A 26,876-nucleotide genomic window follows, 5' to 3' on the forward strand; every position below is an offset into this window, starting at 1 on the left:
AACGAGATGACGACTGTGAATTCGCCGCAGCCGAATAACGGCGCCGAAGATGTGAACGTTCCCGAAGGGGCCTTCCCGCTCTCCTCGGTGCAACGGAGTATGTGGTTTGCCCAGCAACTGAGCCCCACGGTTCCCAAGTTCATCGCCCAGTACATCGAGTTGCGGGGCGAGATCGACCTGGACCTGTTGAGCGACGCGGCGGTCCGGGCCGGTCAGGAGTTCCAGTCGCCGTTCCTGCGACTGCTGGACGTCGACGGGGAGCCCTACCAGGCGGTCGATTTCAGCATCGATCCGTCGATCGGCTTCCTCGACTTCCGGGGCGAGCCCGACCCGATTTCCGCCGCGCAGGTGTGGATCGACGAGGATTACGCGACGCCGCTCCGGCTCACCCGGGACCGGCTCGTCGAGATGAACGTCCTCCAAGTCGGTGAGCAGCACTACTTGTGGTACACCAGGATTCACCACGTCGCACTCGACGGGTACAGCGGTATGACCATGGTGAACCGGATCGCGGCGCTGTACACCGCGGCGGTCGAGGGAACCGAGCCGGAACCGAACCGTGCGCTGGACCTGCGTGAACTATACGAACTCGACCAGAAGTACCGGGCGTCGAGCCGCTTCGAGAACGACCGGTTGTACTGGGCCGAACGCATTGTCGGCATCGAGCACGGGTCGACGCTCGCCACCCACGACGCCCCCGCGGCGGCGAAGAGCCGGCTCGAGAGCGCGAAGATCTCCGAAACTGCACTGGGTTTCCTCGGAGAGTCGGATCAGCGGGTCGGCGCCACGTCGGCGGCTGTGCTGCTCGCCGGGTTCGCCTGCTATCTGTCCCGCATGACGGGCAAGCGGGACGTACTCATCAACCTGCCTGTGTCGGCGCGCACCACGGCGCCGTTGCAGCGGTCCGGTGGCATGCTCGTCAACGTCGCCCCGCTGCGGATCACCGTCCGCCCGGAGGACACGGTGGCCGAGCTCGTGCAGCGGACGCAGCTCGAACTGATGGGCGCGCTGCGCCATCAGCGGTGCAGCCTCGAGGACATCCGCCGCGATGCCGGACTCGCCGGGACCGCGGAGGGCCTCGCCGGTCCGATGGTGAACGTCATGCTGTTCCATCAGGCGTTCACGCTGGGCACGGTCACGGGCGAGTACCACATCGTGACGTCGGGCCCGGTGGACGACCTGCTGGTCAACATCTATCAAAGCGGTGACGGACAGACGCTCCTCGATTTCCGCGGCAATCCCAACCGGTACGGCTCGGAGGAGTTGCGCGCCCACCACCGCAGGTTCGTGGAGCTGGTCGAGGAGTTCGTCACCGCCGAGCCGCAGACGCGGACCGCCGACATTCACGCCGAGAGCGGACGCCTCGGCGCGCGGTTCCTCGAGCGGGAGGCCCAGCTCGCGTTCTGGAAGCGGGAGTTGGCGGGTCTGCCGGAGGTGACGGCACTGCCGCTGGACCGGCCGCGCCCGACCGAGCGGGCCGGGGCGGGCGAGGTCGTCGGATTCGCCGTCGACGCCGTCGTGCAGAGGCGCGCGGCACAGCTGGCCGAGGAGGCGGGCACCGGGATCTTCACGACGCTGCACGCGGCTCTGGCCGTCCTGCTGGGCCGGCTGGGCGACACCGACGACGTCGTGATCGGAACACCGATCGTCGGGCGCGAGGCGGCCGACTCCGACGACCCGGAGGCCGGTGCATTCTTCAACAAGACTGTCCTGCGGTCGCAGGTGGACACTGCATCGTCGTTCGTCGACCACCTGAGCCGGGTCCGGGACGCCGACCGGGACGCGTTCGCGAATGCGGCGCTGCCCTTCGACGATCTCGTCGCCGCCCTAGGAGCCGAATCCGATCCCTCGCACACGCCGCTGTTCCAGGTGATGCTCGAATTCACCGACGGCGGCCATCCTCACGACTCGTCCGGGAACGTGACGGTCAGTCCGATCCAGCGCGAACACCGAGCGCTGGGGCTGGATCTCGTGTTCTCCCTTACCGAATCGGAGTCGGGCGGCATCAACGGCCGGCTGCGGTTCGCCAAGGACGTGTGGGACCGTGACAGCGCGGAGGCGCTCGCCGCGCGCTTCGTCCGCATCCTGCAGGCGGTGACGGCGGACCCCACCGCACCGACCGGGGACGTCGACCTCCTCGAGCACGTCGAGTACGCGGAACTCGCGCCGGTCCGCGACGAGCCGTCGGTGGAACCCCGCACGCTTCCCGCGCTGCTCGCGCGCGCCGTGGAGGCGGGCGGCGACGGGGACGCCCTCGTCTACCAGGGGCGCACCCTGACTTACCCCGAACTCGACGAGCAGTCGGACCGTCTGGCCCGCATGCTGATCGGCCACGGCGTGGGACCGGGTTCGGTTGTGGCGCTCGCGATCGCGCGGTCGATCGAGTCGGTGCTGGCCACCTGGGCGGTCGCGAAGTCCGGGGCCGCGTTCGTCCCGGTCGACCCGAACTATCCGGCCGATCGCATCGAGCACATGCTCACCGATTCCGGTGCGGTCGTCGGTCTCACCGCGGCGGCGCACCGGTCGTCGCTGCCCGAGGCCACTTCGTGGCTCGTGATGGACGATGCGTCGTTCGGCCGGGACCTGGCGAAACACGCGGCCGGCGCGATCACCGACGCCGACCGTCTCCGGCCGCTGCGGACCGCGGATCCGGCCTACCTGATCTACACGTCCGGCTCCACCGGCACACCCAAGGGTGTCGTCGTCACCCACGTCGGCCTGGCCAATTTCGCCGAGGACGAGCGGCAGCGGTTCGAGATCACCGCCGGCGCCCGCACCCTGCACTTCTCCTCGCCGAGTTTCGACGCGTCCATCCTGGAACTGCTTCTCGCAGTGGGTGCCGGCGCCACGATGGTGGTGGCACCGTCGACGGTGTACGGCGGCACCGAACTGGGGGACCTGTTGCGTCGTGAACGGGTGACGCACGCGTTCGTGACCCCGGCCGCGCTGGCATCCGTCGATCCCACCGGGCTCGACCACATCCGGTGCGTCGTCACCGGTGGTGAGAGCTGTCCTCCTGCGCTGGTGGCGCAGTGGGCGCCGGGGCGGGTCATGTTCAACGCCTACGGTCCCACCGAGGCCACCGTCGTCGCGAGCGTGGCCGGACCGTTGACGGTCGGCGAACCGGTGACGATCGGCCGCCCGTCCCGCGGTTGCGGTCTGCTGGTGCTCGATTCGCGCTTGCACCCCGTCCCGAGAGGGGTCCCCGGCGAGCTGTACATCACCGGCGACGGTGTGGCACGCGGGTACCACAATCGGTCGATCTCGACGGCCGAACGGTTCGTCGCCGACCCTCACGGGGCGCCGGGCGAGCGGATGTACCGCACCGGCGACCTGGCGCGGTGGAACACGGACGGTCAGCTGGAATACCTGGGCCGCACCGACTTCCAGGTGAAGATCCGCGGATTCCGCATCGAACTCGGCGAGATCGACGCCGTCGTCCGCTCGCACCCGAGTGTGGCGTTCGCGACCACGGTCGGACGGACAGCACCGTCCGGCGACACGGTGCTGGTGACGTACGTGCTCCCCGAGGACGGAGCCGACATCGCCGTCGGCGACATCCTCGAACACGCCGCGGCCGCGCTGCCCGCGCACATGGTGCCCGCCCGGGTGATGGTGCTCCTCAAGGTCCCGCTGACACCGGCGGGCAAACTCGACCGGAAGGCGTTGCCCGAACCGCAGTTCGAGGCCACCTCCACCGTCTACCGGGCGCCGGTGACCCCCACCGAGATGCAGATCGCGGAGGTGTTCGCGGCGCTTCTGGGAGTCGAGCGCATCGGCGTCGACGACAGCTTCTTCGACCTGGGCGGCGACTCCCTCGTCGCGACCCGCGTGGTGTCCCGGGTCAACGCAGCCCTGAGCACGGAGATCGGGGTGCTCGATCTGTTCGAGGCGCCCAGCGTCGCGATGCTCAGTGCCCGCGTGGACGCACTCGGGCCCCGCACCTCCGCCCGCCCCGTGCTCGCGCCGCGGGCCGGGTCCGGTCCGGTGCAGGTGTCGTTGGCGCAGCAGCGGATGTGGTTCATCAACCAGCTCGACACCGCCTCACCCGCGTACAACATTCCTGTCGGTATCCGGCTGCGTGGCACGCTCGACGTGGAGGCGCTGCGGACCGCGGTGAGTGACGTCCTCACCCGGCACGAGTCGCTGCGGACGGTGTTCCCGAACACCCCCAACGGTCCCATCCAGGTGGTTCTGCCGGTCGCGGAGGTGAGCCCGCACCTCGACGCGGTCGAGGTGGCCGAGAACGAGCTCGAATCCCGCCTGATCGCCGACGCCGCAGCCGGTTTCGACGTCACCGTCGAACCGCCGATCCGGGCGGAGCTCTACCGCACCGCGACCGACCATCACGTGCTGGTGTTCGTGGTGCACCACATCGCCGCCGACGGCCTGTCGATGACACCGCTGACCCGGGACGTGATGGTGGCGTACCACGCCCGCGCCGCCGGCGACACACCGCAGTGGGCGCCGCTCGAGGTGCAGTACGCCGATTTCGCGGTGTGGCAGCGCGAGCTGCTCGGTTCCCCCGACGATCCGACGAGCCTCCTCGCCCGGCAGCTGGCGTTCTGGGCCCGCACCCTCGACGGCGCCCCCGAGGTCATGGATCTGCCGACCGACCGTCCGCGCCCGGCCCGGCAGTCGATGATCGGTGCCACCGCCGACTTCTCGATCCCGGCGCGGATCCACGGCGCGCTGCTCGACATCGCAGGCGCCAACGACGCCAGCCTGTTCATGGTGGTGCACGCCGCCCTCGCGGTCCTGCTGTCCCGGTCGAGCGGGTCGTCCGACGTGTCGATCGGGTCCCCGGTCTCCGGTCGTGGGGAACGCCAACTCGACGACGTCGTCGGCATGTTCGTCAACACCGTCGTCCTGCGCACCACCGTCGACCCCGATCGCAGCTTCCCCGAGATCCTCTCGCACACCCGCTCCGTGGATCTGGAGGCGTTCAGCAACACCGATCTGCCCTACGAGCGGCTCGTCGACGAACTGAAGCCGACCCGCTCCGAGGCACATTCACCGCTGTTCCAGGTGATGCTGGTGCTGCAGGGATTCGCGAACACGCGGCTCGAGCTGCCCGGGCTCGACGTGGAAGTCGAGGCCCTCGAGACCGGCGCCGCCAAATTCGACCTCCAGGTCATCCTCACCGAGCACACCGAGCAATCCGGCGCCCCTGGTGCGATCGACGTCCAATTCTCGTACGCGTCGGAACTGTTCGACCCGCCGACGATGACGGCGCTGGCGGAACGCTTCGTCACCCTCCTCGAGACCATCACCGCCGGATCGGACGCGAAGGTCGGCGACATCGACCTGATCGGCGCGGACGAGACCCACCGGATGCTCGAGCAGTGGATCGACACCGACGTCGCCGTACCGGACTCGGCGACCCTGGTCAGCCTGTTCGAGGCGCAGGTGGCCCGCACCCCGGACGCCGTGGCCGTGGTGTTCGCCGAAGAGGAACTGCTGTACGCGGAATTCGATGCCCGCGCCAACCGGCTGGCACGCGAACTCCTCGCCCGCGGCGTCGGACCCGAATCCCGGGTCGCCGTCGCCCTGCGCCGTTCACTCGAGCTGATGATCGCGATCTACGCGGTGGAGAAGACCGGGGCAGCGTACGTTCCGCTCGACCCCGACCATCCCGCCTCCCGAATCGCCTACGTGATCGAGAGTGCCGAACCCGCATGCGTTCTCACCTCCTCGCGCGACCGGTGCGAGGGCGTCGACAGCGCGGCCGGTGCGACCGCGATCGAGATCGACACCCTGAACCTGTCCCGGCGGCCGAGCACCCCGATCACCGACGCCGAGCGGGGCGGTCCGATCCACCCCGATTCCACCGCCTACGTGATCTACACATCCGGATCGACGGGCCGGCCCAAGGGCGTCGCGGTCAGCCACCGCGCGATCGTGAACCGGCTGCTGTGGATGCAGGACACGTACCGGATGGACCACACGGACGTGGTGCTGCAGAAGACGCCCGTCACGTTCGACGTGTCCGTGTGGGAACTGTTCTGGCCCCTCGAGGTCGGTGCGCGACTCGTCCTCGCTGCGCCGGACGGTCACCGCGACCCGACGTACCTGTCCCACATCATCGCCGACCACCAGGTCACCACCATGCACTTCGTGCCGTCGATGCTGGCGGTGTTCACCGCGGGCGCCGAACCGGAACTCTGCGGTTCGCTGCGCCAGGTGTTCTGCAGTGGTGAGGCGCTCCCGCCCGCCACCGCCGACTCGTTCCGGGACTTCGGATCCGCGGCACTGCACAACCTGTACGGCCCGACGGAGGCCGCGGTCGACGTCACCTACTGGGAGTGCACCGAGGGCGACCGGGCCTCGGTCCCGATCGGCGCGCCCGTGTGGAACACGCAGCTGTACGTCCTCGACTCCCGGCTGCACCCGGTGCCGGTCGGGGTGCACGGCGAACTGTACCTGGCCGGCATCCAGCTGGCCCGCGGCTACGTCGGTCGCAGCGATCTGACGTCGGACCGGTTCGTGGCGAACCCGTTCGGCGAGCCGGGACAGCGGATGTACCGCACCGGCGACGTCGTCCGCTGGCGTGCCGACGGCAACGTCGAGTACATCGGCCGCCGCGACTTCCAGGTCAAGCTCCGGGGTCAGCGCATCGAACTCGGCGAGGTCGAGGCGGCCGTGCTGGCGCACCCGTCGGTGGCGCAGGCCGTCGTGACGGTGCACCGCAGCGAGGCCACCGGCGAAAGCCTCGTCGGCTACGTGATCCCCGTGGCCGGCGCCGACATCGACACCGCCGTCGTGCGCGACGCAGCGGCGGAGGCGCTGCCCGCCTACATGGTGCCCACCCGGATCATCGTCCTCGACCGGTTCCCGCTCGGGGCCACCGGCAAGCTGGACCGGGGTGCCCTGCCCGAGCCGGAATTCCTCAGCCCGTCCGCAGAATTCGTCACTCCGCGCAACCCGATCGAGGAGATCCTCGCGTCGATCTTCGCGGATCTGCTCGACGCGCCCCGTATCGGTGTGTACGACAGCTTCTTCGACCTCGGCGGCAACTCGCTGGTGGCTACCCGGCTGGTGGCGCGGGTCAACGCCGCGCTGGGCAGCCGGATCGGGGTGCGGGAGATCTTCGACGCCCCGACTGTGGCGACACTGGCCACCCGGATCGAATCCGAGGCCGTGCAGGGCGCCGAACGCCCGCCGCTGGTGGCCGGGGTGCGTCCCGACCGGCTGCCGGTCTCGCTGGCGCAGAAGCGCATGTGGTTCATCAACCAGTTCGACCTCGACTCCCCGGCCTACAACATCGCGCTCGCGGTGCGGTTGACGGGCGACCTCGACGAGGACGCGATGCAGGACGCCGTCGCCGACGTGATGGACCGGCACGAGTCGTTGCGCACCCGGTTCCCGATGGTGGAGGGCGAACCCGTCCAGGTGATCCTGCCGACCGAGGACGTGGTGCCGGATCTGTCACCGATCGCGACGACGGAAGCGGAACTGCCCGAGCACATCTCGCGACTGGCGGGCGACGGGTTCGACGTCACGGTGTCGGTGCCGGTGCGCGCCGCCCTGTTCCGCACCGATCCCGGCGAGCACGTTCTCGTCATCGTCGTCCACCACATCAGCGCGGACGGCTTCTCCATGGCCCCGCTCGCCCGGGACGTGATGACCGCCTACGCGGCCCGCACCGGGGGACAGGCACCGGACTGGACGGCCCTGCCCGTGCAGTACGCCGACTTCGCGCTCTGGCAGCACCGGGTCCTCGGCAACGCCGACGACCCCGACAGCCTGCTCGCCGCCCAGCTCGACTACTGGACACACACGCTCGCCGGGCTTCCGGAACTGCTCGCGCTGCCGACGGACCACCCCCGCCCGATACAGCAGTCGATGCGCGGCGGCATCCACCCGTTCAGTATCGATCCGCAGGTGCACAGCCGGTTGATCACGACTGCCCGTGAACACAATTCGAGTGTGTTCATGGCCGTGCACGCCGCGCTGGCCGTGCTGCTGGCCCGGCTGGGTGACACGGACGACGTGGCGGTGGGCACCCCCATCGCCGGCCGTGGCGACGCCGCCCTGGACGACATGGTCGGCATGTTCGTCAACACCCTGGTGCTGCGCACCCCGGTCGAACCGGCCGGCACGTTCACCGACCTGCTGTCCACGGTCCGCGACACCGACCTGAACGCCTTCCACCATGCGGATCTGCCGTTCGAGCGGCTGGTCGACGCGATCTCGCCCGAACGCGCGACATCGCATTCGCCGCTGTTCCAGGTGGTGCTGGAGTTCCGCAACAACGAGCGGCCGCGGCTGGAGCTGCCCGGGTTGACCGTCACCGGTCTCGACCTGGCCACCGACATCTCCAACTTCGACCTGCAACTGACGCTCACCGAGGAGTTCGGGGTGTCGGGGGAGCCCGCCGGGATCTCCGCGGCGTTCACCTACGCGTCGAGTCTGTTCGACACGTCCACGATCGCCGGTTTCGCCGATTACCTGCAGCGGATCTTCGACGCGGTGACGTCCGAGCCTGGCATGGCCGTCGGCGACATCGACCTGATGGTGGCGTCCGAACGTGCGGCGCTCACCCCGGTGATGGACGGGCCCGACGCCGAACCGCGGACCCTGCCCGAACTGCTCGCGGCCGCGGCCTCCGTGGATCCCAAGGCGGCCGCGCTGTCCTACGAGGGCAGCGAAGTGACCTACCGCGAACTCGACGAGCGGTCGAACCGTCTCGCCCGCCTGCTGATCGGGCGCGGTATCGGCCCGGAATCGGTGGTCGCGCTGGCGCTGGCGCGGTCGCCGGAATCGGTGCTGTCGCTGTGGGCGGTCGCCAAGACCGGCGCCGCGTTCGTCCCCGTCGACCCGAACTACCCGACCGACCGGATCGTCCACATGCTCAGCGACTCCGGTGCGGCGCTCGCGCTCACCGTCGCCGAGTTCCGTCCCACGCTGCCGGACTGCACGTCCTACGTCGTGGTCGACGCACCCGGATTCGACGACGAGGTGAGCGCACACTCCGCCGCGGTCGTCACCGACGCCGACCGGACCCACCCGCTCGCGCTGGAGAACCCCGCCTACCTGATCTACACGTCCGGGTCCACCGGCACCCCGAAGGGCGTCGTCGTCACCCATCGCGGCCTGGCGAACTTCGCCACCGACGAACGCGTCCGCTTCGGGGTCACCCCGCGGTCGCGCACGCTGCATTTCTCGTCGCCGAGCTTCGACGCCTCGATCCTGGAACTGCTGCTCGCGGTCGGCTCCGGCGCGACCATGGTGATCGCGCCGGCGTCCGTCATCGGCGGCACCGAACTCGCCGACGTGCTCCGGGAGGGCCGGGTCACGCACGCGTTCATCACCCCGGCGGCCATGGCGTCCGTGGACCCCGCGGGCCTCGACCAGCTCGAGTGCGTCGCCACCGGTGGCGACGTGTGCCCGCCGGAGCTGGTGACGCAGTGGGTGACCGGGGGCAGGCGGATGTTCAACGCCTACGGCCCCACCGAGGCGACGGTCGTGTCGAGCGTGACGGGACCGATGCTTCCCGGTGAGGGTGTCACCATCGGCCGTCCGCCGATGGGAACCGGGGAGATGGTGCTCGATTCACGCCTGCACCCGGTGCCCAACGGGGTGACCGGCGAACTGTACGTCACCGGTTCCGGTCTGGCCCGTGGCTACAAGGACCGGGCGGGCACGACAGCGGAGCGTTTCGTCGCCAACCCGTACGGAGGCCTCGGAGCCCGCATGTACCGGACCGGTGACCTGGCGCGCTGGAACGGTGCCGGCCAGCTCGAGTACCTGGGCCGCAGCGATTTCCAGGTGAAGATCCGCGGGTTCCGCATCGAACTCGGCGAGATCGAGACCGCCCTCACGCGTTTCCCGGGGGTCGCCCGTTCGGTGGTGTCCGCACACACGGGCAGCACCGGCGCCAACCGGCTCGTCGGGTACCTCGTCCCCACGGCGGGCGCGGAACTCGACCCGGAGGCGGTCCTCGATTTCGTCGGCGGATTCCTCGCCCCGTACATGGTGCCGTCCGCGCTGATCGTGCTCGACGAGTTGCCGCTCACCCCCGCAGGCAAGCTGGATCGCCGCGCGCTGCCCGAGCCTGACTTCGGGGCCCGGGTGTTGGCGGGCCGCGCGCCGGTGTCGGAGATGGAAGAGGTGCTCGCCGGACTGTTCGCCGAGGTCCTCGGTCTCGAATCCGCCGGTGTCGAGGACTCGTTCTTCGCCCTCGGCGGCGACAGCATCATGTCGATCCAGTTGGTGGCCCGTGCGAAGGCGGCGGGTGTGGTACTCACCCCGCGGGACGTGTTCGAGGCCAAGACCGTTGCCGGTCTCGCCGCGGTGGCGTCGTGGGTGGGCGCCGCCGACGTCGTCGTCCTCGACGAACTGCCGGGTGGCGGAGTCGGCGACATGCCGACCACCCCGATCACGAAGTGGCTGCTCGAACGGGGCGGCGAGTTCAACCGGATGTCGCAGTCCGCGCTGCTGACCGCACCGCCGAACCTCCGCGAACTCGAACCCCTGAGCGCCACGTTCCAGGCCGTCCTCGACCGGCACGACATGCTGCGCGCGCAGCTGATCGTCTCCGCCGAGGACTCGCACCTCGCCGTTCGCCCGGTCGGTGCGGTCGACGCTCAGGACCTGATCCGCCGGGTCGCCGTGTCCACGGCCCCGGGAACCCGGGCGTTCGCGGCGTCGGTGATCGCGGAACTCGACGCCGCGCTCGACCGGCTCGATCCCGCGGCCGGGGTCATGGTCCAGGTGGTGTGGTTCGACGCCGGGGAGTCCGGCGGCCGCCTGCTCGTGGTTGCGCATCACCTCGTGGTCGACGGTGTGTCGTGGCGCATCCTCGTCCCCGACCTCGCGACCGCGTGGGCGCAGATCTCGGCAGGCCAGGAACCGGTCCTCGACCAGGTCGGCACGTCCATGCGCCGATGGGCGCACGGCCTGGTCGACGAGGCGGCGAACCGGGCAGGCGAACTGGACCTGTGGCAGCGCATCCTCGACTGCGAGGACCCGCTCGTCGGCAGCCGTCCGCTCGACCCCGACATCGACGTCAACGCGACCGTCGGCCGCGTCACGGTGCAGCTGCCCGCCGAGGTCAGCGAAGCCGTCCTCACGGCTCTGCCGGAGGCGATCCGCGGCAGCGTGAACGACGGACTGCTCACCGCGCTGGCGATGGCGGTCACCCAGTGGCGGCGCACCCGCGGCCACACCCTGCACGGCAGGTCCGTCGACGGGACACTGGTGAGCCTCGAGGGGCACGGCCGTGAAGACCAGGTCGTGCCGGGCGCCGATCTGGGCCGCACCGTCGGCTGGTTCACGGCCATGTTCCCCGTGCGGCTCGACCTGTCGGGTATCGACCTCGACAACGCGTTCGACGGCGGCAAGGCCGCAGGCTCGGCGATCAAGGCGATCAAGGAACAGTTGCTCGCGATCCCGGACCACGGCATGGGGTACGGCATGCTGCGTTACCTCAACGCCGACACCGCACCGCTGCTCGCGGCCCGCTCGCTGCCTCAGATCAGCTTCAACTACCTGGGACGCTTCGCCGCCGACCTGTCCGAGGCGGCCACCCGCGCCGGCTGGACGCCGACCGGTGAAGTCGACATGGACCGTGCGCAGGACCTCGACACCCCGGTCACCTCGGCCATCGACGTCAACGCGGTCACCACCGAGGTGGAGGACCGGCCTCAGCTGCGTGCCACCTGGGCGTACGCGGCCGGTGTCCTCACCGTCGCCGAGGTCCGGGAACTCGCCGAACTGTGGGTGCAGGCGCTCACCGCGCTCACGACGTACGCGGCCCGCCCCGACGCCGGCGGCGTGACCCCGTCCGACCTCGAACTGGTCAGCCTCGACCAGGACGCCATCGACCGCATCGAATCGCGCTTCCCGGCGCTGTCCGACATCTGGTCGCTGTCGCCGCTGCAGTCCGGACTGCTCTTCCACGCACTGCTGGCCGATCAGACGATCGACTCGTACACCGTGCAGGTGACACTCGAACTGCGCGGTGCCGTCCCGTCCCGCATGCGGGTGGCCGGGCAGGCCCTGCTCAACCGGCACGCGAATCTGCGGGCGTCGTTCGTCCACGACGAGGGTGGCACCCCAGTCCAGGCGATCCACCGGTACGCGGAACTGCCCTGGACGGAGATCGACCTGTCCGGTCTCGACGTGGAGAGCCGCGAAGCCGAGATCGCGCGACTCCTCGACGCCGACCGGCGCCGTGGGTTCGACATGGCCACCCCGCCGCTGTTGCGGTTCATGCTGATCCAGCTCGGTGGGGACGAGCAGCGCCTGATCGTCACCAATCACCACATCCTGCTCGACGGCTGGTCGATGCCGCTGCTGATCCGCGACCTCCTGACCCTGTACGCCACGGAGGGTGACGCCACGGCACTGCCGCGGGTGCACCCCTACCGCGACTACCTCACCTGGATGTCGCACCGCAGCACCGAGGACTCCCTCGGTGTGTGGCAGCGTGCCCTCGCCGGGGTGGAGGAGCCGACGCTGCTCGCGCCGGCCGACGCGTCGGTGCAGAGCGACACGCAGTCCAGTGAACTGCTCGTCGAACTCGACGTCGACCGCACCGATCAGCTGAGTGTGCTCGCACGCGAGCACGGCCTGACCCTCAGCACCCTGATCCGCACCGCGTGGGGAATCGTGCTGGGCGGCTTGGTCGGTCGCTCCGATGTGGTCTTCGGTGGGACGGTGTCGGGTCGGCCTCCGCAGATCGCGGGGATCGAGTCGATGGTGGGCCTGTTCATCAACACCCTGCCGGTGCGGGTGGTTCTCGACCCGCGGGAAACGCTGGGGGAGTTGCTCGAACGCATTCAGGGCGAGCAAGCCGGGCTGCTCGACCACCACTACGTCGGACTGACGGACATCCAGTCGGTGGCCGGTTCCGGCGCCGGTTTCGACACGCTGACCGTCTTCGAGTCCTATCCCGTCGATCGGGATGGGCTGAGCGACCAGACCGACATCGCCGGCATGCACGTCCTCGACGTGCACGACAGCGCGAACGCCGCCCACTACCCGCTCGCGCTGATCGCGTCGGCGCACGAGAATCTGCAACTGAAGCTCGAGTACGTCGAGGAACTGTTCGACCGGGCCGACGTCGAGCGGATCGGCGACCGGATCATCCGGGCTCTGATCGCGCTCGCCGAGCACCCCGGGATGAAGCTCGCGCAGCTGCGCCTGCTCACCGACGTCGAAGAAGCCGAACTGGTTCCGGCCCGCGGGAGGCCCGGCCGCTCCGTGCGCACACTGCCGCAAATGTTCACCGAGACGGCCGCCGCGGCGGGCGCCGCGACCGCGCTCGTGTGCGGGGACCGCCGGATGTCCTACCGGGAACTCGACGACCGCTCCAACCAGCTTGCGCGGCTGCTCATCGACCGCGGCGTCGGCCCGGAAGACATCGTGGCCCTGGGTATCTCACGGTCCATCGAATCGGTCCTCGCGGTCTGGTCGATCACGAAGACCGGCGCGGCGTTCGTTCCGGTCGACCCGACCTACCCGCGTGAGCGGGTCGAGCACATGGTCACCGATTCCGGGTGCACGTTCGGCCTCCGTCTGGAGGCCGACCACGGCCGGCTCCCGGGCACGGTCAGCTGGCTGACCCTCGACGACGCCGAGACCGAAGCCGCCACACGGGCGATGTCCACCGACACCGTGACCGACGACGACCGCGTCGCGCCCCTGCGCTTCGCGCACCCCGCGTACGTCATCTACACGTCCGGCTCCACCGGCAAGCCGAAGGGAGTGGTGGTCAGCCACCGCGGTCTCGACAATTTCGCCGAGGAGCAGCGGGCCCGCTACGCGACGGATTCGACGTCGCGGACGCTGCACTTCTCCTCACCGAGCTTCGACGCTTCGGTCCTCGAATACCTGCTGTCCTTCGCCGTCGGCGCGACCATGGTGATCGTGCCGCCGTCCGTGTACGGCGGTGAGGAACTCGCGGAGCTGATCCGGACCGAGGGCGTCACCCACGGGTTCGTCACCCCCGCGGCGCTGGCCTCCGTGGACCCCGAGGGTCTCGACGTGTTCCAGAACGTGGTCGCCGGCGGCGAGGCCGTCCCTCCGGAACTGGTGACCCGCTGGGCGCCGGGCCGCACCATGTACAACGGCTACGGTCCCACCGAGACCACCATCATGAGCAACCTCAGCGATCACCTGCAGGCGGGTGAGACGGTCACCATCGGTGCCCCCGTCCGCGGCGTCTCCGAGGTAATTCTCGACTCGCGGCTGCAACCGGTCTCCGTCGGCGTCGCCGGCGAGCTCTACATCTCCGGTGAGGGCCTGGCCCGCGGCTATCATGCACGCGCCGGGCTGACCGGCGAACGGTTCGTCGCCAACCCCTACGGCGACCCGGGCGACCGGATGTACCGCACCGGCGACCTCGCGCGGTGGCGGTCCGATCACACGGTCGAATACCTGGGCCGCACCGACTTCCAGGTGAAGATCCGCGGCTTCCGCATCGAGCTCGGCGACATCGACAGCGCGCTCGCCGGGCACCCGTCCGTCGCGTTCGCCGTCACCCTCGGGCGTCCCGGTCCCGCCGGCGACACCGTGCTTGTCTCGTACGTGCTGCCGGAGGCCGAGTCGGTGCTCGAACCACCGGAACTGAAGGAGTGGACGGCGAACCTGCTGCCCGCGCACATGGTGCCGTCGAGCATCATGATCCTCGACGAGATCCCGCTCACCCCCGTCGGCAAGCTCGATCGGGCGGCGCTGCCCGAACCGCAGTTCCTGCCCACGTCGGACGACTTCCGGCCGCCGTCGACGGTCCTCGAACACACGATCGCCGACGTCATCACCACGGTCCTGGGAATCGAACGAGTCGGCATCGACGACAACTTCTTCGACATCGGCGGAAACTCGCTGATCGCGACCCGTGTCGCCGCACGCCTGACCGCGGAACTGGACACCGACATCGGCGTCCGCACGCTGTTCGAGGCGCCGACGATCCATCAGCTGGCCCGCCTCATCGAGTCGACGGCATTCGCACCCGCGCAGGACGGTGCCCACGTCCGGATCCCGCTCGGCCCGATGCCGCGGCCCGCGCACGTGCCGGTGTCGCTGGCGCAGAAGAGGATGTGGTTCCTCAACCAGTTCGACACGTCGTCGGCGGCCTACAACATCCCCCTGGCCGTGCGGCTGACCGGTCACCTGGACGTGGAGTCACTGCGCGCGGCGGTGACGGACGTCTTCGTCCGCCACGAATCGTTGCGGACCGTATTCCCGTCCCACGACGGCGAACCGACCCAGGTGGTGCTCTCACCCGGTCAGTGGACGCCGAACCTCGAGATCGTCGGGGTGTCCGAGGACGAACTCCGGGAGCACATCGCCGGTCTCGCGACCGCCGGCTTCGACGTGACGGCCGACGTGCCGATACGGTCGGCGCTGTTCGCACTCGCCCCCGACGATCACGTGCTCGTCATCGTGGTGCACCACATCTGCGCCGACGGGTTCTCACTCACCCCACTCGCGCGGGACGTCATGACCGCGTACGCCGCCCGCATCGCGGGAAGCGCACCGCAGTGGAACCCGCTGTCGGTGCAGTACGCCGACTACACCCTGTGGCAGCTCCAACTCCTGGGCGACGAGAGCGACGCCGAATCGCTGATCTCCCAGCAACTCCGGTACTGGACGGATCAGCTGGCCGACCTGCCCGAACTCCTGCAGCTGCCGACCGACCGGGCGCGACCGGTCCAGCAGTCGTTCCGCGGTGCGCAGGTCGACTTCACGATTCCGGCGGAGGTGCACCGGGCGCTGGCGGCATTGGCGCGCAAGCACAACTCCACCATGTTCATGGCCGTCCACGCGGCCCTGTCGGTGCTGCTGTCGGCGCTCTCGTCCACCGAGGACATCGCGGTCGGCACACCCATCGCGGGCCGCGGTGACGCGGCCCTCGACGACATGGTCGGCATGTTCGTCAACACCCTGGTGCTGCGGAGCGCCGTCGACCCCGCGGAGGGATTCGGCGCCCTGATGGATCAGGTGCGGGCCACCGACCTCGCCGCGTTCCACCATTCGGACCTGCCATTCGAGCGACTCGTCGACGTCCTCGCGCCGGAGCGCTCCACCGCGCACTCGCCGCTGTTCCAGGCGCTGCTCGAGTTCCGGAACAACGAGACACCGCGGCTCGAGCTCCCGGAACTGACAGCGGCCGCCGTCGATTTCGATCTCGAGGTCGCCAAGTTCGACCTGCAGCTCGGCGTCGAGGAAAGATTCGACGAGGACGGGGTGGCGTCGGGTATCGCCGCGTCGTTCATCTTCGCCACCGATCTGTTCGACGCGGGCACCGTCCGCACATTCGCCGACCGGTTCCTGCGGATCCTCGGCGCGGTCACCACCGACCCGCAGGCCCCGGTCGGTGACATCGTGATCACCGACGCCGCCGAGCGGTCGGCGATGGCGACCGAATGGAACACCGCCGGTGTCGACGCCGGCACCGACACCCTCGCGGACCGGTTCGCACAGAGTGTGGCCCGGTTCCCGGACGCCACAGCGGTGACGTCGGAGGACGTGGCTCTGACGTACGCGGAACTCGACGCCCGGTCGAACCGGTTGGCCCGCCTGCTCATCTCCCAGGGCGTGGGTCCGGAAACCCTGGTGGCCGTGGCACTCCCACGCACCTGCGATCTGATCATCGCCCTGCTCGCGGTGATCAAGTCCGGCGGCGGTTACCTGCCCGTCGATATCACCTACCCGGCGGATCGGCTGGCGTTCGTGTTCGAGGACGCGGCACCGAATTGCGTCATCACCACCACCGGGGACGTCTCCGCCCTGCCCGATTCGGAGACCCCGGCGATCCTGCTCGACGACCCCGAGACCACCGCGGACCTCGCGCAGCAGTCGCCGGCGACGATCACCGACGCCGACCGGGTGACACCGCTCGACTCCGCGTCGGTGGCGTACGTCATCTACACCTCCGGGTCGACGGGCCGCCCCAAGGGCGTGGTCGTCTCGCACCGCAACGTGCTGACGCTGTTCGCGAACACGCAGCCGCTCTACGGGTTCGACGAGAACGACGTGTGGACGATGTTCCACTCGTACGCGTTCGACTTCTCCGTGTGGGAGCTGTGGGGTCCGCTGCTCTACGGCGGCCGACTCGTCGTCGTCGACTATTACACGGCGCGGTCGCCGGAAATGTTCCACGAACTCCTGCGGAACGAGCAGGTCACCGTCCTCAACCAGACACCGACCGCGTTCTATCAGCTCGCCGAGACCGACCGCATCGTCTCGGAGATCGACGTGAACGCGGCGGCACTGGCGCTGCGGTACGTGATCTTCGGTGGTGAGGCTCTCGACCTCGGTCAGCTCGGCCGCTGGTACTCCCGGCACGACGACTCCGCCCCGACCCTGGTGAACATGTACGGCATCACCGAGACGACGGTCCACGTCAGCTACCTCGCGCTCGACCGCGAGTTCGCCGAGTTCGCGTCGGCCAGTGTGATCGGCCGCGGAATCGCCGGGCTGCACGTGCACGTCCTCGACCGGCGCCTGCACCCGGTTCCCCCGGGCACCATCGGGGAGATGTACGTCTCGGGTGACCAGGTGACCCGCGGTTACCTCGGCCGGGCCGGGCTCAGTTCGACCCGGTTCGTGGCCGACCCGCTCCGTCCCGGAGCACGGATGTACCGCACGGGCGACCTGGCGCGCTGGAACACCGACGGCCAGCTCGAGTACCTGGGCCGCAGCGACTTCCAGGTGAAGATCCGCGGTTTCCGCATCGAACTCGGCGAGATCGAATCCGCGCTGCTCCGGTACCGCGGCATCGCCCAGGCCGTCGTCCTCACCCGCGACGACGGGCACGGCGGTCACCGGCTGATCGGTTACGTGGTTCCGGAATCCGGCGGCACCGTCGAGGTGTCGTCGGCGCTCGAATTCGTCGGCACCCAGCTCACCTCGTACATGGTGCCCGCCACCCTCGTGGTGCTCGACGCGCTGCCGTTGACGAGCAACGGCAAACTCGACCGCCGCGCGCTGCCGGAACCCGACTTCGGGGCCCGGGTGTCGGCGGGCCGCGCCCCGGCGACGGAGATGGAAACCGTCCTCGCCGGGCTGTTCGCCGAGGTGCTCGGTCTGGAATCGGTGGGTGTGGACGATTCGTTCTTCGCCCTCGGCGGCGACAGCATCATGTCGATCCAGCTGGTAGCGCGTGCGAAGGCCGCCGGTGTGGTGCTCACCCCGCGGGACGTGTTCGAGGCCAAGACGGTTGCCGCGCTCGCCGAGTCCGCCTCCTGGGCGGGCGCCGCCGAGGTGGTGGTACTCGACGAACTGCCGGGCGGCGGGATCGGCGAGATGCCGGTCACCCCGATCACCGCGTGGCTGCTCGAACGCGGCGGCGACTTCCGCCGCTACACGCAGACCGCGCTGCTCTCCCTGCCCGCCGCGGCCGACGAGACGCTGCTGAAGCGCACGATCGCGGCCGTCGTGGATCACCACGACATGCTGCGGGCGCGTCTCCTCGGTGCCGAGCCGCAGTGGCGGATCGAGGTGCAGGCCGTGGGCGCGGTCGACGTCGACGACGTGCTGCACCGTGTCGAGGTCGCGTCGGTGGTCGGTTCCGGGTTCGCGGAGGTCGCGACCGGTGAACTCGATGCCGCGGCGGGACGACTGGACCCCGAGGCCGGGGTCATGCTGCAGATGGTGTGGTTCGACGCCGGCGACGAGGGTGGGCGGCTGCTGGTCGTGGCCCATCACCTGGTGGTCGACGGTGTGTCGTGGCGAATCCTCGTCCCCGACCTGGCGACCGCGTGGGCGCAGATCTCCGCGGGTCAGGAACCGGCCCTGGAGCCGGTCGGCACGTCGATGCGGCGCTGGTCGCACGGACTCGTCGAGGCGACCCGCGAACGCACCGACGAGATAGAACTGTGGCGCCGGGTGCTCGAGGCCGACGACCCGCTGATCGGATCGCGGACGCTCGACACCGCGATCGACGTGGCGGGGACCGTCGAGAAGGTCACCGTGGAGGTGCCCGCCGACGTCACGGACGCGCTGCTGACCCGTGTCCCGGAGGCGTTCCACGGCGGCGTCAACGACGGACTGCTGACCGCGCTGGCGCTGGCACTGGCGCAGTGGCGGCGCACCCACGGCGACTTCACGCGCGAGTCGCTGGTCAGCCTCGAAGGCCACGGCCGCGAGGACCAGGTGCTGCCGGGCGCCGATCTGGGCCGCACCGTCGGCTGGTTCACGGCGATGTTCCCGGTGCGCCTGGACCTGTCGGGCATCGACCTCGACGACGCGTTCGCCGGTGGCAAGGCCGCCGGTTCCGCGGTCAAGGCGATCAAGGAACAACTGCTGGCCATCCCGGACCACGGTATCGGCTACGGCATGCTCCGCTACCTGGACGCGGAGAGCGCGGATCAGCTGCGGGCGCTGGCGAAGCCGCAGGTCACGTTCAACTACCTGGGACGGCTGGGCGGTGCGACGTCCACCGACATCCACGGTCACGCCTGGGTTCCGGTGACGGACACGAAGCTCGACGACATTCCCGCCTCCGACATCCCGGTGGCGTCGGCGCTCGACATCAACGCCGTCACCGGCACCGGGGCCGACGGCAACCGGCTGCGGGCCACGTGGGCGTTCCCGACCGGGGTCCTCACCCCGTCCGAGGTCCGCGCGCTCGCCGACCTGTGGGTGCAGGCGCTGACCGCGCTGACCACCCACGTCGCGCGGCCCGACGCCGGCGGCGTGACCCCGTCCGATCTGGACCTGGTCACCCTCGACCAGGACGCGATCGACCGGCTCGAGGCCAGGTTCCCGGCGCTGTCGGACATCTGGTCGCTGTCACCGCTGCAGTCCGGGCTCCTGTTCCACGCCCAGTTCTCGGACGCCTCGGTCGACCCGTACCTGGTGCAGCTGGCGCTGAAACTGCGCGGCGACATCAACCCGGACCGGATCCGCCGGGCCGGGCAGGCCCTGCTGGACCGGCACCCCAACCTGCGGGCCGCGTTCGTCCACGACAGTGCGGGCGCCTCGGCGCAGATCATCCAGCAGCATGTGGAACTGCCCTGGTCGGAGTTCGACCTCTCGGCACTCGACCCGGACGAGACCACCCGCGAATACGACCGGATCGCGGCACGGGACCGGTCGGTGAAGTTCGACATGGCGAACGCGCCGTTGCTGCGCCTCGCACTGGTCCGGCTCACCGAGGAGGACTACCGGCTGATCCTGACCAACCACCACATCCTGCTCGACGGCTGGTCGACTCCGCTGGTCATCCGCGACCTGCTGACGCTGTACGCGTTGGACGCCGACGGCAGCCTGCTTCCGCGGGTCCACTCCTACCGCGACTACCTGTCGTGGATGAAGCGGCACGACACCACGGACTCCCTCGACGCCTGGCGCACCGCGCTCGACGGTGTCGAGGAGCCGACCCTCCTGGCCCCGCTGGAGCGGGGTGAGGCGCACTCCGCCGTCGCGGAGGAGACCGCCTTCACGCTGTCGGAGGAGCAGACCACCCGGTTGCGGGACCTGAGCCGGGAACGCGGGCTCACCCTCAACACCGTCGTCCAGACGGCGTGGGGAATCGTGCTGGGCGGCTTGGTCGGCCGCTCCGACGTGGTGTTCGGCGGGACGGTGTCGGGCCGGCCGCCGCAGATCGCGGGCATCGAGTCGATGGTGGGTCTGTTCATCAACACGCTGCCGGTGCGGGTGACTCTCGACCCGTGGGAGTCGCTGGGCGAGTTGCTCGAACGTGTGCAGAGCGAACAGGCCACGCTGCTCGATCACCATTACGTGGGTCTGACCGACATCCAGTCGGCGGTCGGCGGCGGCGGTGCCTTCGACACGCTGACCGTGTTCGAGTCGTACCCGGTGGACGAGGCGGGGCTGACGGAACAGACCGACATCGCCGGGATGTTCGTCACCGGCATCGACGGCAAGGACTCCGCGCACTACCCGCTCGCCGTCGTCGCCTCCGGGGACACGCGGCTGAATTTCAAGTTCGAGTACCTCCCCGAGGTCTTCGAGGAAAGCGCGGTCGACGAGATCGCGGATCGGCTGCAGCGGGTGCTCGACGCCCTCGCCGACCGGCCCGAGATCCCGCTGGCCCACATGCAATTGCTCACCGAGGCCGAACTCGCCGAGTTCGCGCCGGTACGCGGCCGCCCCGGGTTCTCCGTCCGGACGCTGCCGCAGATCTTCGAGGACGCCGCCGCACTGGATCCGAACCGCACGGCGCTCACGTTCGAGGGCCGCAACGTGTCCTACCGGGAACTCAACGAACGCTCCAACCAGCTCGCCCGGGTTCTCATCTCCCGCGGGGCCGGCCCGGAGACATTCGTGGCGCTCGGCATTCCCCGATCGATCGAGTCGGTCCTCGCCGTGTGGGCGGTGGCCAAGACGGGCGCCGCATTCGTCCCCGTCGACCCGAACTACCCGATGGACCGCATCGAGCACATGCTCACCGATTCGGGTGCCACCATTGGATTGACCATGGCCGCGTACGAGAAGGCGCTGCCCGACTCGGTGCCGTGGCTGCAGCTCGACTCGCCCAAGTTCGAGAAGGCGTGCCAGTCGAAACCGGCTCTGCCGGTGGCTGATTCGGATCGGCGCTCGCCGATAAGCCTCGACAACGCCGCCTACATCGTCTATACGTCCGGTTCGACGGGCAAGCCGAAGGGTGTCGTGGTCACCCACGAGGGCCTCGACAACTTCGCCGAGGACCAGCGGCAGCGTTTCGCCGCCGCGCAGACGTCCCGCACACTGCACTTCTCGACGCCCAGCTTCGACGGGTCGGTGTTCGAGTACCTGCAGGCGTTCGGGGTCGGCGCCACGATGGTGATCGCACCGCCGACGGTGTACGGCGGAGCTGAACTGGCCGAACTGATCAGGACCGAACACGTCACCCACGCCTTCGTCACCACCGCGGCGCTGTCCACGGTCGACCCGGAGGGGCTCGACGAGTTCCAGCACGTCGTGTTCGGCGGCGAGGCGTGCCCGCCGGAACTGGTGACCCGCTGGGCACCCGGCCGGCAGCTGTCCAACGCGTACGGCCCCACCGAGACCACGGTGATGGCCAACATCAGCGACCCGATGACGGTGGGCGACCCCATCACTCTCGGCGGCCCGATCCGCGGAGTCGGTGAGCTCGTGCTCGATTCACGTCTCCAGCCGGTGCCGGTCGGAGTTCCCGGCGAGCTGTACATCACCGGTGCGGGTCTCGCCCGCGGCTACCACCGGCGCCCGGAACTGAGCAGCCAGCGGTTCGTCGCCAACCCGTTCGGGGAGGCGGGGGAGCGGATGTACCGCACCGGCGACATCGTCCGCTGGCGCGCCGACCACACCGTCGAGTACGTGGGCCGCAGCGACTTCCAGGTGAAGATCCGTGGGTTCCGCATCGAACTCGGCGAGATCGACAACGAGATCGCCGCGTTCCCCGGGGTCAGCTTCGCCGCGACCCTCGGTGTCCCCGGCCCGTCCGGTGACACGGTGCTGGTGACCTACCTGCTGCCCAACACCGCCGACGGCGTCGACCCGGCCGAGCTGACCGCGCACCTGTCGACCCGGCTCCCCGGGCACATGGTCCCGACGAGCATCATGTTCCTGGACGAGATCCCGTTGACCCCGGTGGGCAAACTGGACCGGTCGGCGCTGCCCGCGCCCGAATTCCACGTCACCACCACCGAGTTCCAGCCGCCGACCAACGATCTCGAGCGCAAGATCGTGGACATCTTCGCCGACGTCCTCGGAATCGAACGGATCGGCATCGACGACAACTTCTTCGATCTCGGCGGAAACTCGCTGGTCGCCACCCGTGTCACGGCACGGTTGCGGGACGCCCTCGACACCGACATCGGTGTGCGCGCCCTGTTCGAGGCCCCCGACGTCCGGTCGCTGGCCGCACGTGTCGCCGACAGTGTGAGCGGCGGCGCCCGCCCCGCCCTCGCACCGGTCGAACGTCCGGACCGGATTCCGCTGTCGCTGGCGCAGAAGCGGATGTGGTTCCTCAACCAGTTCGACACGTCCTCACCGGCCTACAACATTCCGTTGGCCGTCCGGCTGACCGGAACCCTGGACGAGGACGCCCTGCGGCTGGCGATGGCCGACGTCCTCGAACGCCACGAGACGCTGCGCACCGTCTTCCCGACGGTCGACAACGAACCGACCCAGCGGATCCTGCCCGCCGCCGATGCGCAACCGGACGTCGACACGGTCGCCGTGGCAGCGGACGACCTGCCGCGGCACATCATGGATCTGGTGTCGCGCGGGTTCGACGTCAGCACCGACGTCCCGGTCCGCGCAGCCCTGTTCCGGACCGCGCCCGACCATCACGTGCTGACGATCGTGGTGCACCACATCAGCGCGGACGGGTTCTCCCTGGCGCCGCTCGCCCGCGACGTGATGGTGGCCTACACGTCCCGGCTCGGCGGCGACGGCCCGGCGTGGAACGCGCTGGACGTCCAGTACGCGGACTACACGCTGTGGCAGCACGCCGGACTCGGCTCGGAGAACGATCCCGAGTCGATGATCAACCGGCAGTTGCGGTTCTGGTCGGAGACGCTGGCCGGGGTGCCGGACGTCATCCAGTTGCCGACCGACCGGCCCCGCCCGATCCAGCAGACGTTCGAGGGCGATCGGGTCGAGTTCGCGATCGACGCCGACCTCCATCAGCGGCTGACGGCGCTGGCCCGGGCCAACAACGCCACCATGTTCATGACCGTCCATGCCGCACTGGCCGTGCTGCTCGCGCGGCTCGGCAGCACCGACGACGTGGTCATCGGCACCCCCGTCGCCGGGCGCGGTGAAGCCGCCCTCGACGACATGGTCGGCATGTTCGTCAACACCCTGGTCCTGCGGAACCGGATCGACCCGGCCTCGACGTTCACCGAACTGGTGCAGCGGATCCGGGAAACCGACCTGGCCGCGTTCCAGCACTCGGACCTGCCGTTCGAGCGGCTCGTCGAAGAGCTCAACCCGACCCGGTCCACGTCGTACTCACCGCTGTTCCAGGTGGCCCTCGAATTCCAGAACAACGAGAACCCGACACTGGAACTGCCGGGCCTTCGGGTCGAGAACGTGGACCTCGAAACCAAGGTGGTGAAAGAAGATCTCGAGGTGATCCTGGCCGAGCGGTTCGATCAGGACGGCGCGCCCGCGGGCGTCGCCGGCGGACTCGACTTCGCGGTCTCCCTCTTCGACCCCGCCACGGCACGCTCGATCGCGGACCGCTTCGTCCGGATCCTCGCGGCCGTCACCGCCGATCCGGACCGGCCGATCGGCACCCTCCCGCTGCTCGACGAGGCAGAGATCGACGAGATGGTCCCCGCCCGCGGCAAGCCCGACGTGCGGCCCGAGGTGTGGCCCGACCTGCTGACGGCCGCTGCGGCGCTCGACCCCGATTCGGTGGCGTTGTCCTTCGAGGACCGGCAGGTCACCTACCGCGAACTCGACGAATGGTCGAACCGGCTGGCGCGGGTGCTGTGCGCCCAGGGGGTCGGACCGGAGACGTTCGTGGCGATCGGAATGCCGCGGTCGATCGAGGAGGTCGTGTCGATCTGGTCGGTCGCGAAGTCGGGTGCGGCGTTCGTGCCCGTCGACCCGACCTACCCGCGGGACCGCATCGACTACATGCTGACCGACTGCCGGGCCTCGGTCGGCCTGACCGTCGCCGATCGCCGCGACAACCTGCCGGACACCGTGCCGTGGCTGGTGCTCGACGACGAGTCCTTCGCCGAGCAGGTCGCGGCCGTCTCCTCGGCGCCGGTCACCGACGCCGACCGCACCCGCCCGCTCCATCTGGCCAACCCGGCGTACCTGATCTACACGTCGGGGTCGACCGGTAAACCGAAGGGGGTCATCGTCACTCACCGCGGCATGGCCAACCTCACCGCGGAGGAACACGAACGGTTCCACGTCACGCACGACTCCCGGGTCTCGCATCTGGCGTCTCCGAGCTTCGACGCGTCGATCTTCGAGCTGATGATGGCGTTCGGCGCGTCGGCGCGGGTCGTGATCGTGCCGCCGACCGTCTTCGGTGGCACGGAGCTGGCCGACCTGTTCCGGCGGAACGCGGTGACGCACGCGTTCATCACGCCTACCGCGCTGTCGTCCATCGAGGATGTGGGACTCGAATCGCTCCGGGTCCTCGCGGTGGCCGGTGAGGCGTGCCCGCCGGAGCTGGTGGAGATCTGGGGCAAGCACCGCAACATGCACAACGGGTACGGGCCGACGGAGACGACCATCCAGGCGAGCGTCAGTGCCCCGATGCGACCGGGTGGGGTCGTGAACATCGGCGCACCCGCGCTGGGATTCGGTTCGCTGGTCCTCGACGAACGCCTGCAGCCCGTCCCGGTCGGCGTGCCCGGCGAGCTGTACATCACCGGACCCGGACTGGCACGCGGGTACCACAACCGGTCGGCTCTGACGTCGGAACGGTTCGTCGCCTGCCCGTTCGGGGAGCCCGGTCGCCGGATGTACCGCGCCGGCGACGTGGTGCGCTGGCGCGGCGACCACACCATCGAGTACATCGGCCGCACCGACTTCCAGGTGAAGGTCCGCGGCTTCCGCATCGAGCTCGGTGAGATCGACGCCGTCCTCGCCCGCCACCCTGCGGTTGCGTTCGCGGCCACCATCGGTCACACCGGGCCGTCCGGCGACACGCTCCTCGCGTCGTACGTGCGGGCGGCCGAGGGACACGATCTCGAGCCGGCGGAGTTGCGTACCCACGCGGCCGACCGCCTGCCCGCGCACATGGTCCCGTCCGCCGTGGTCGTTCTCGATCAGATCCCGATGACCCCGGTCGGCAAGCTCGACCGTAAGGCGCTGCCCGCGCCCGAGTTCGGCACCACCGGCGCGGCCTTCCGGGCCCCGACGACGGCGACCGAGCGGATCATCGTCGAGGCCTTCGCCGAGGTGCTGGGCGTGGACCGGGTCGGCACCGCCGACAGCTTCTTCGACCTCGGCGGTAACTCGATCGTCGCCACCCGCGTGATCACGGTGCTGCAGGAACGCCTCGGACGGCAGATCCCGTTGCAGTCCATGTTCCTGGACCCGACGCCCGCGGGCCTGGCACTGCGGGTCGACACCGAGAACGCGGCGGGGTCGCCGGTGGACGAGGCGCTCGGCGTGGTCATCCCGCTGCGTCCGACAGGGGAGAAGCCGCCCCTGTTCTGCATCCATCCCGGGATCGGCCTGTCGTGGGGGTACGCGGGTCTCCTGCAGCACCTCTCGCAGGACCGTCCGGCGTTCGGCCTGCAGTTGCCGATCATCAGCGGCGGCCCGAGCTTCGAGTCGATCGAGCAGCTGGCGCACCAGTACGTGCTGGAGATGCGCAAGGTGCAGGCGCACGGGCCCTACCACCTGCTGGGCTGGTCGCTCGGCGGCGTCATCGCCCACGCGATGGCCGTCGAACTGCGGCGGGAAGGCGAGGCGGTCGACACGCTGGCCGTCATGGACAGCTACGTGACGAACGGGACCGACCAGGGCCCGGAGAGCCTCACCGTGTCCGAGTTGCTCCACGGGCTCGGACTCGACCTCGAGTCCGTCTCCGGGGAGGAACTCACCTACGAGCGGGCGGTCGAGTTGCTGGACGACGCATTCGGGCAGAAGACGGGGCTGACCCCGCAGCACCTCGAGCGGATCAGCGCCGGATTCACGAACTCCTCGCGGATCATGAACAACTTCCGCCCGCAGGTGTTCGACGGGGATCTGCTGTTCTTCACCGCCGCCGGATCGGCGTCGACGGACCAGCATTCACCGGAGGAGTGGCGGAGTTCCGTCACCGGAGGCATCCGGGAAGTGAAGATCGAGTGCGAGCACAACCAGATGATCGAACCCGAGGTCCTGGCCGTGGTGGGGCCGGTCCTCGAGGATTATCTGAGCGCGCATTGACCCGTTTTCGTTGCGGCGGGCCCGCCGTCGATTGCATTGCCGTAACGGGCGGGCCCGAATACCGATATCTCCTGCGAACTCGG

Annotated in this window: 1 protein-coding gene; it reads left to right on the plus strand. The window is 69.6% G+C overall.

What is annotated here, in order from left to right; genetic code table 11:
• The first annotated feature begins 6 nt into the window (after positions 1-6).
• Complete coding sequence (locus tag ACFWAY_RS14150; RefSeq protein WP_378510992.1) at positions 7-26,793, plus strand: non-ribosomal peptide synthase/polyketide synthase; 26,787 nt, start codon at positions 7-9, stop codon at positions 26,791-26,793.
• Positions 26,794-26,876: the final 83 nt, after the last annotated feature.

It is taken from the genome of Rhodococcus sp. NPDC059968 (genome assembly GCF_042738615.1).
GTDB lineage: Bacteria > Actinomycetota > Actinomycetes > Mycobacteriales > Mycobacteriaceae > Rhodococcus_F.

Excerpts from the sequence above, each read along its gene's own strand:
- ACFWAY_RS14150 (WP_378510992.1), top strand. The coding sequence starts at position 7 with ATGACGACTGTGAATTCGCCGCAGCCGAATAACGGCGCCGAAGATGTG.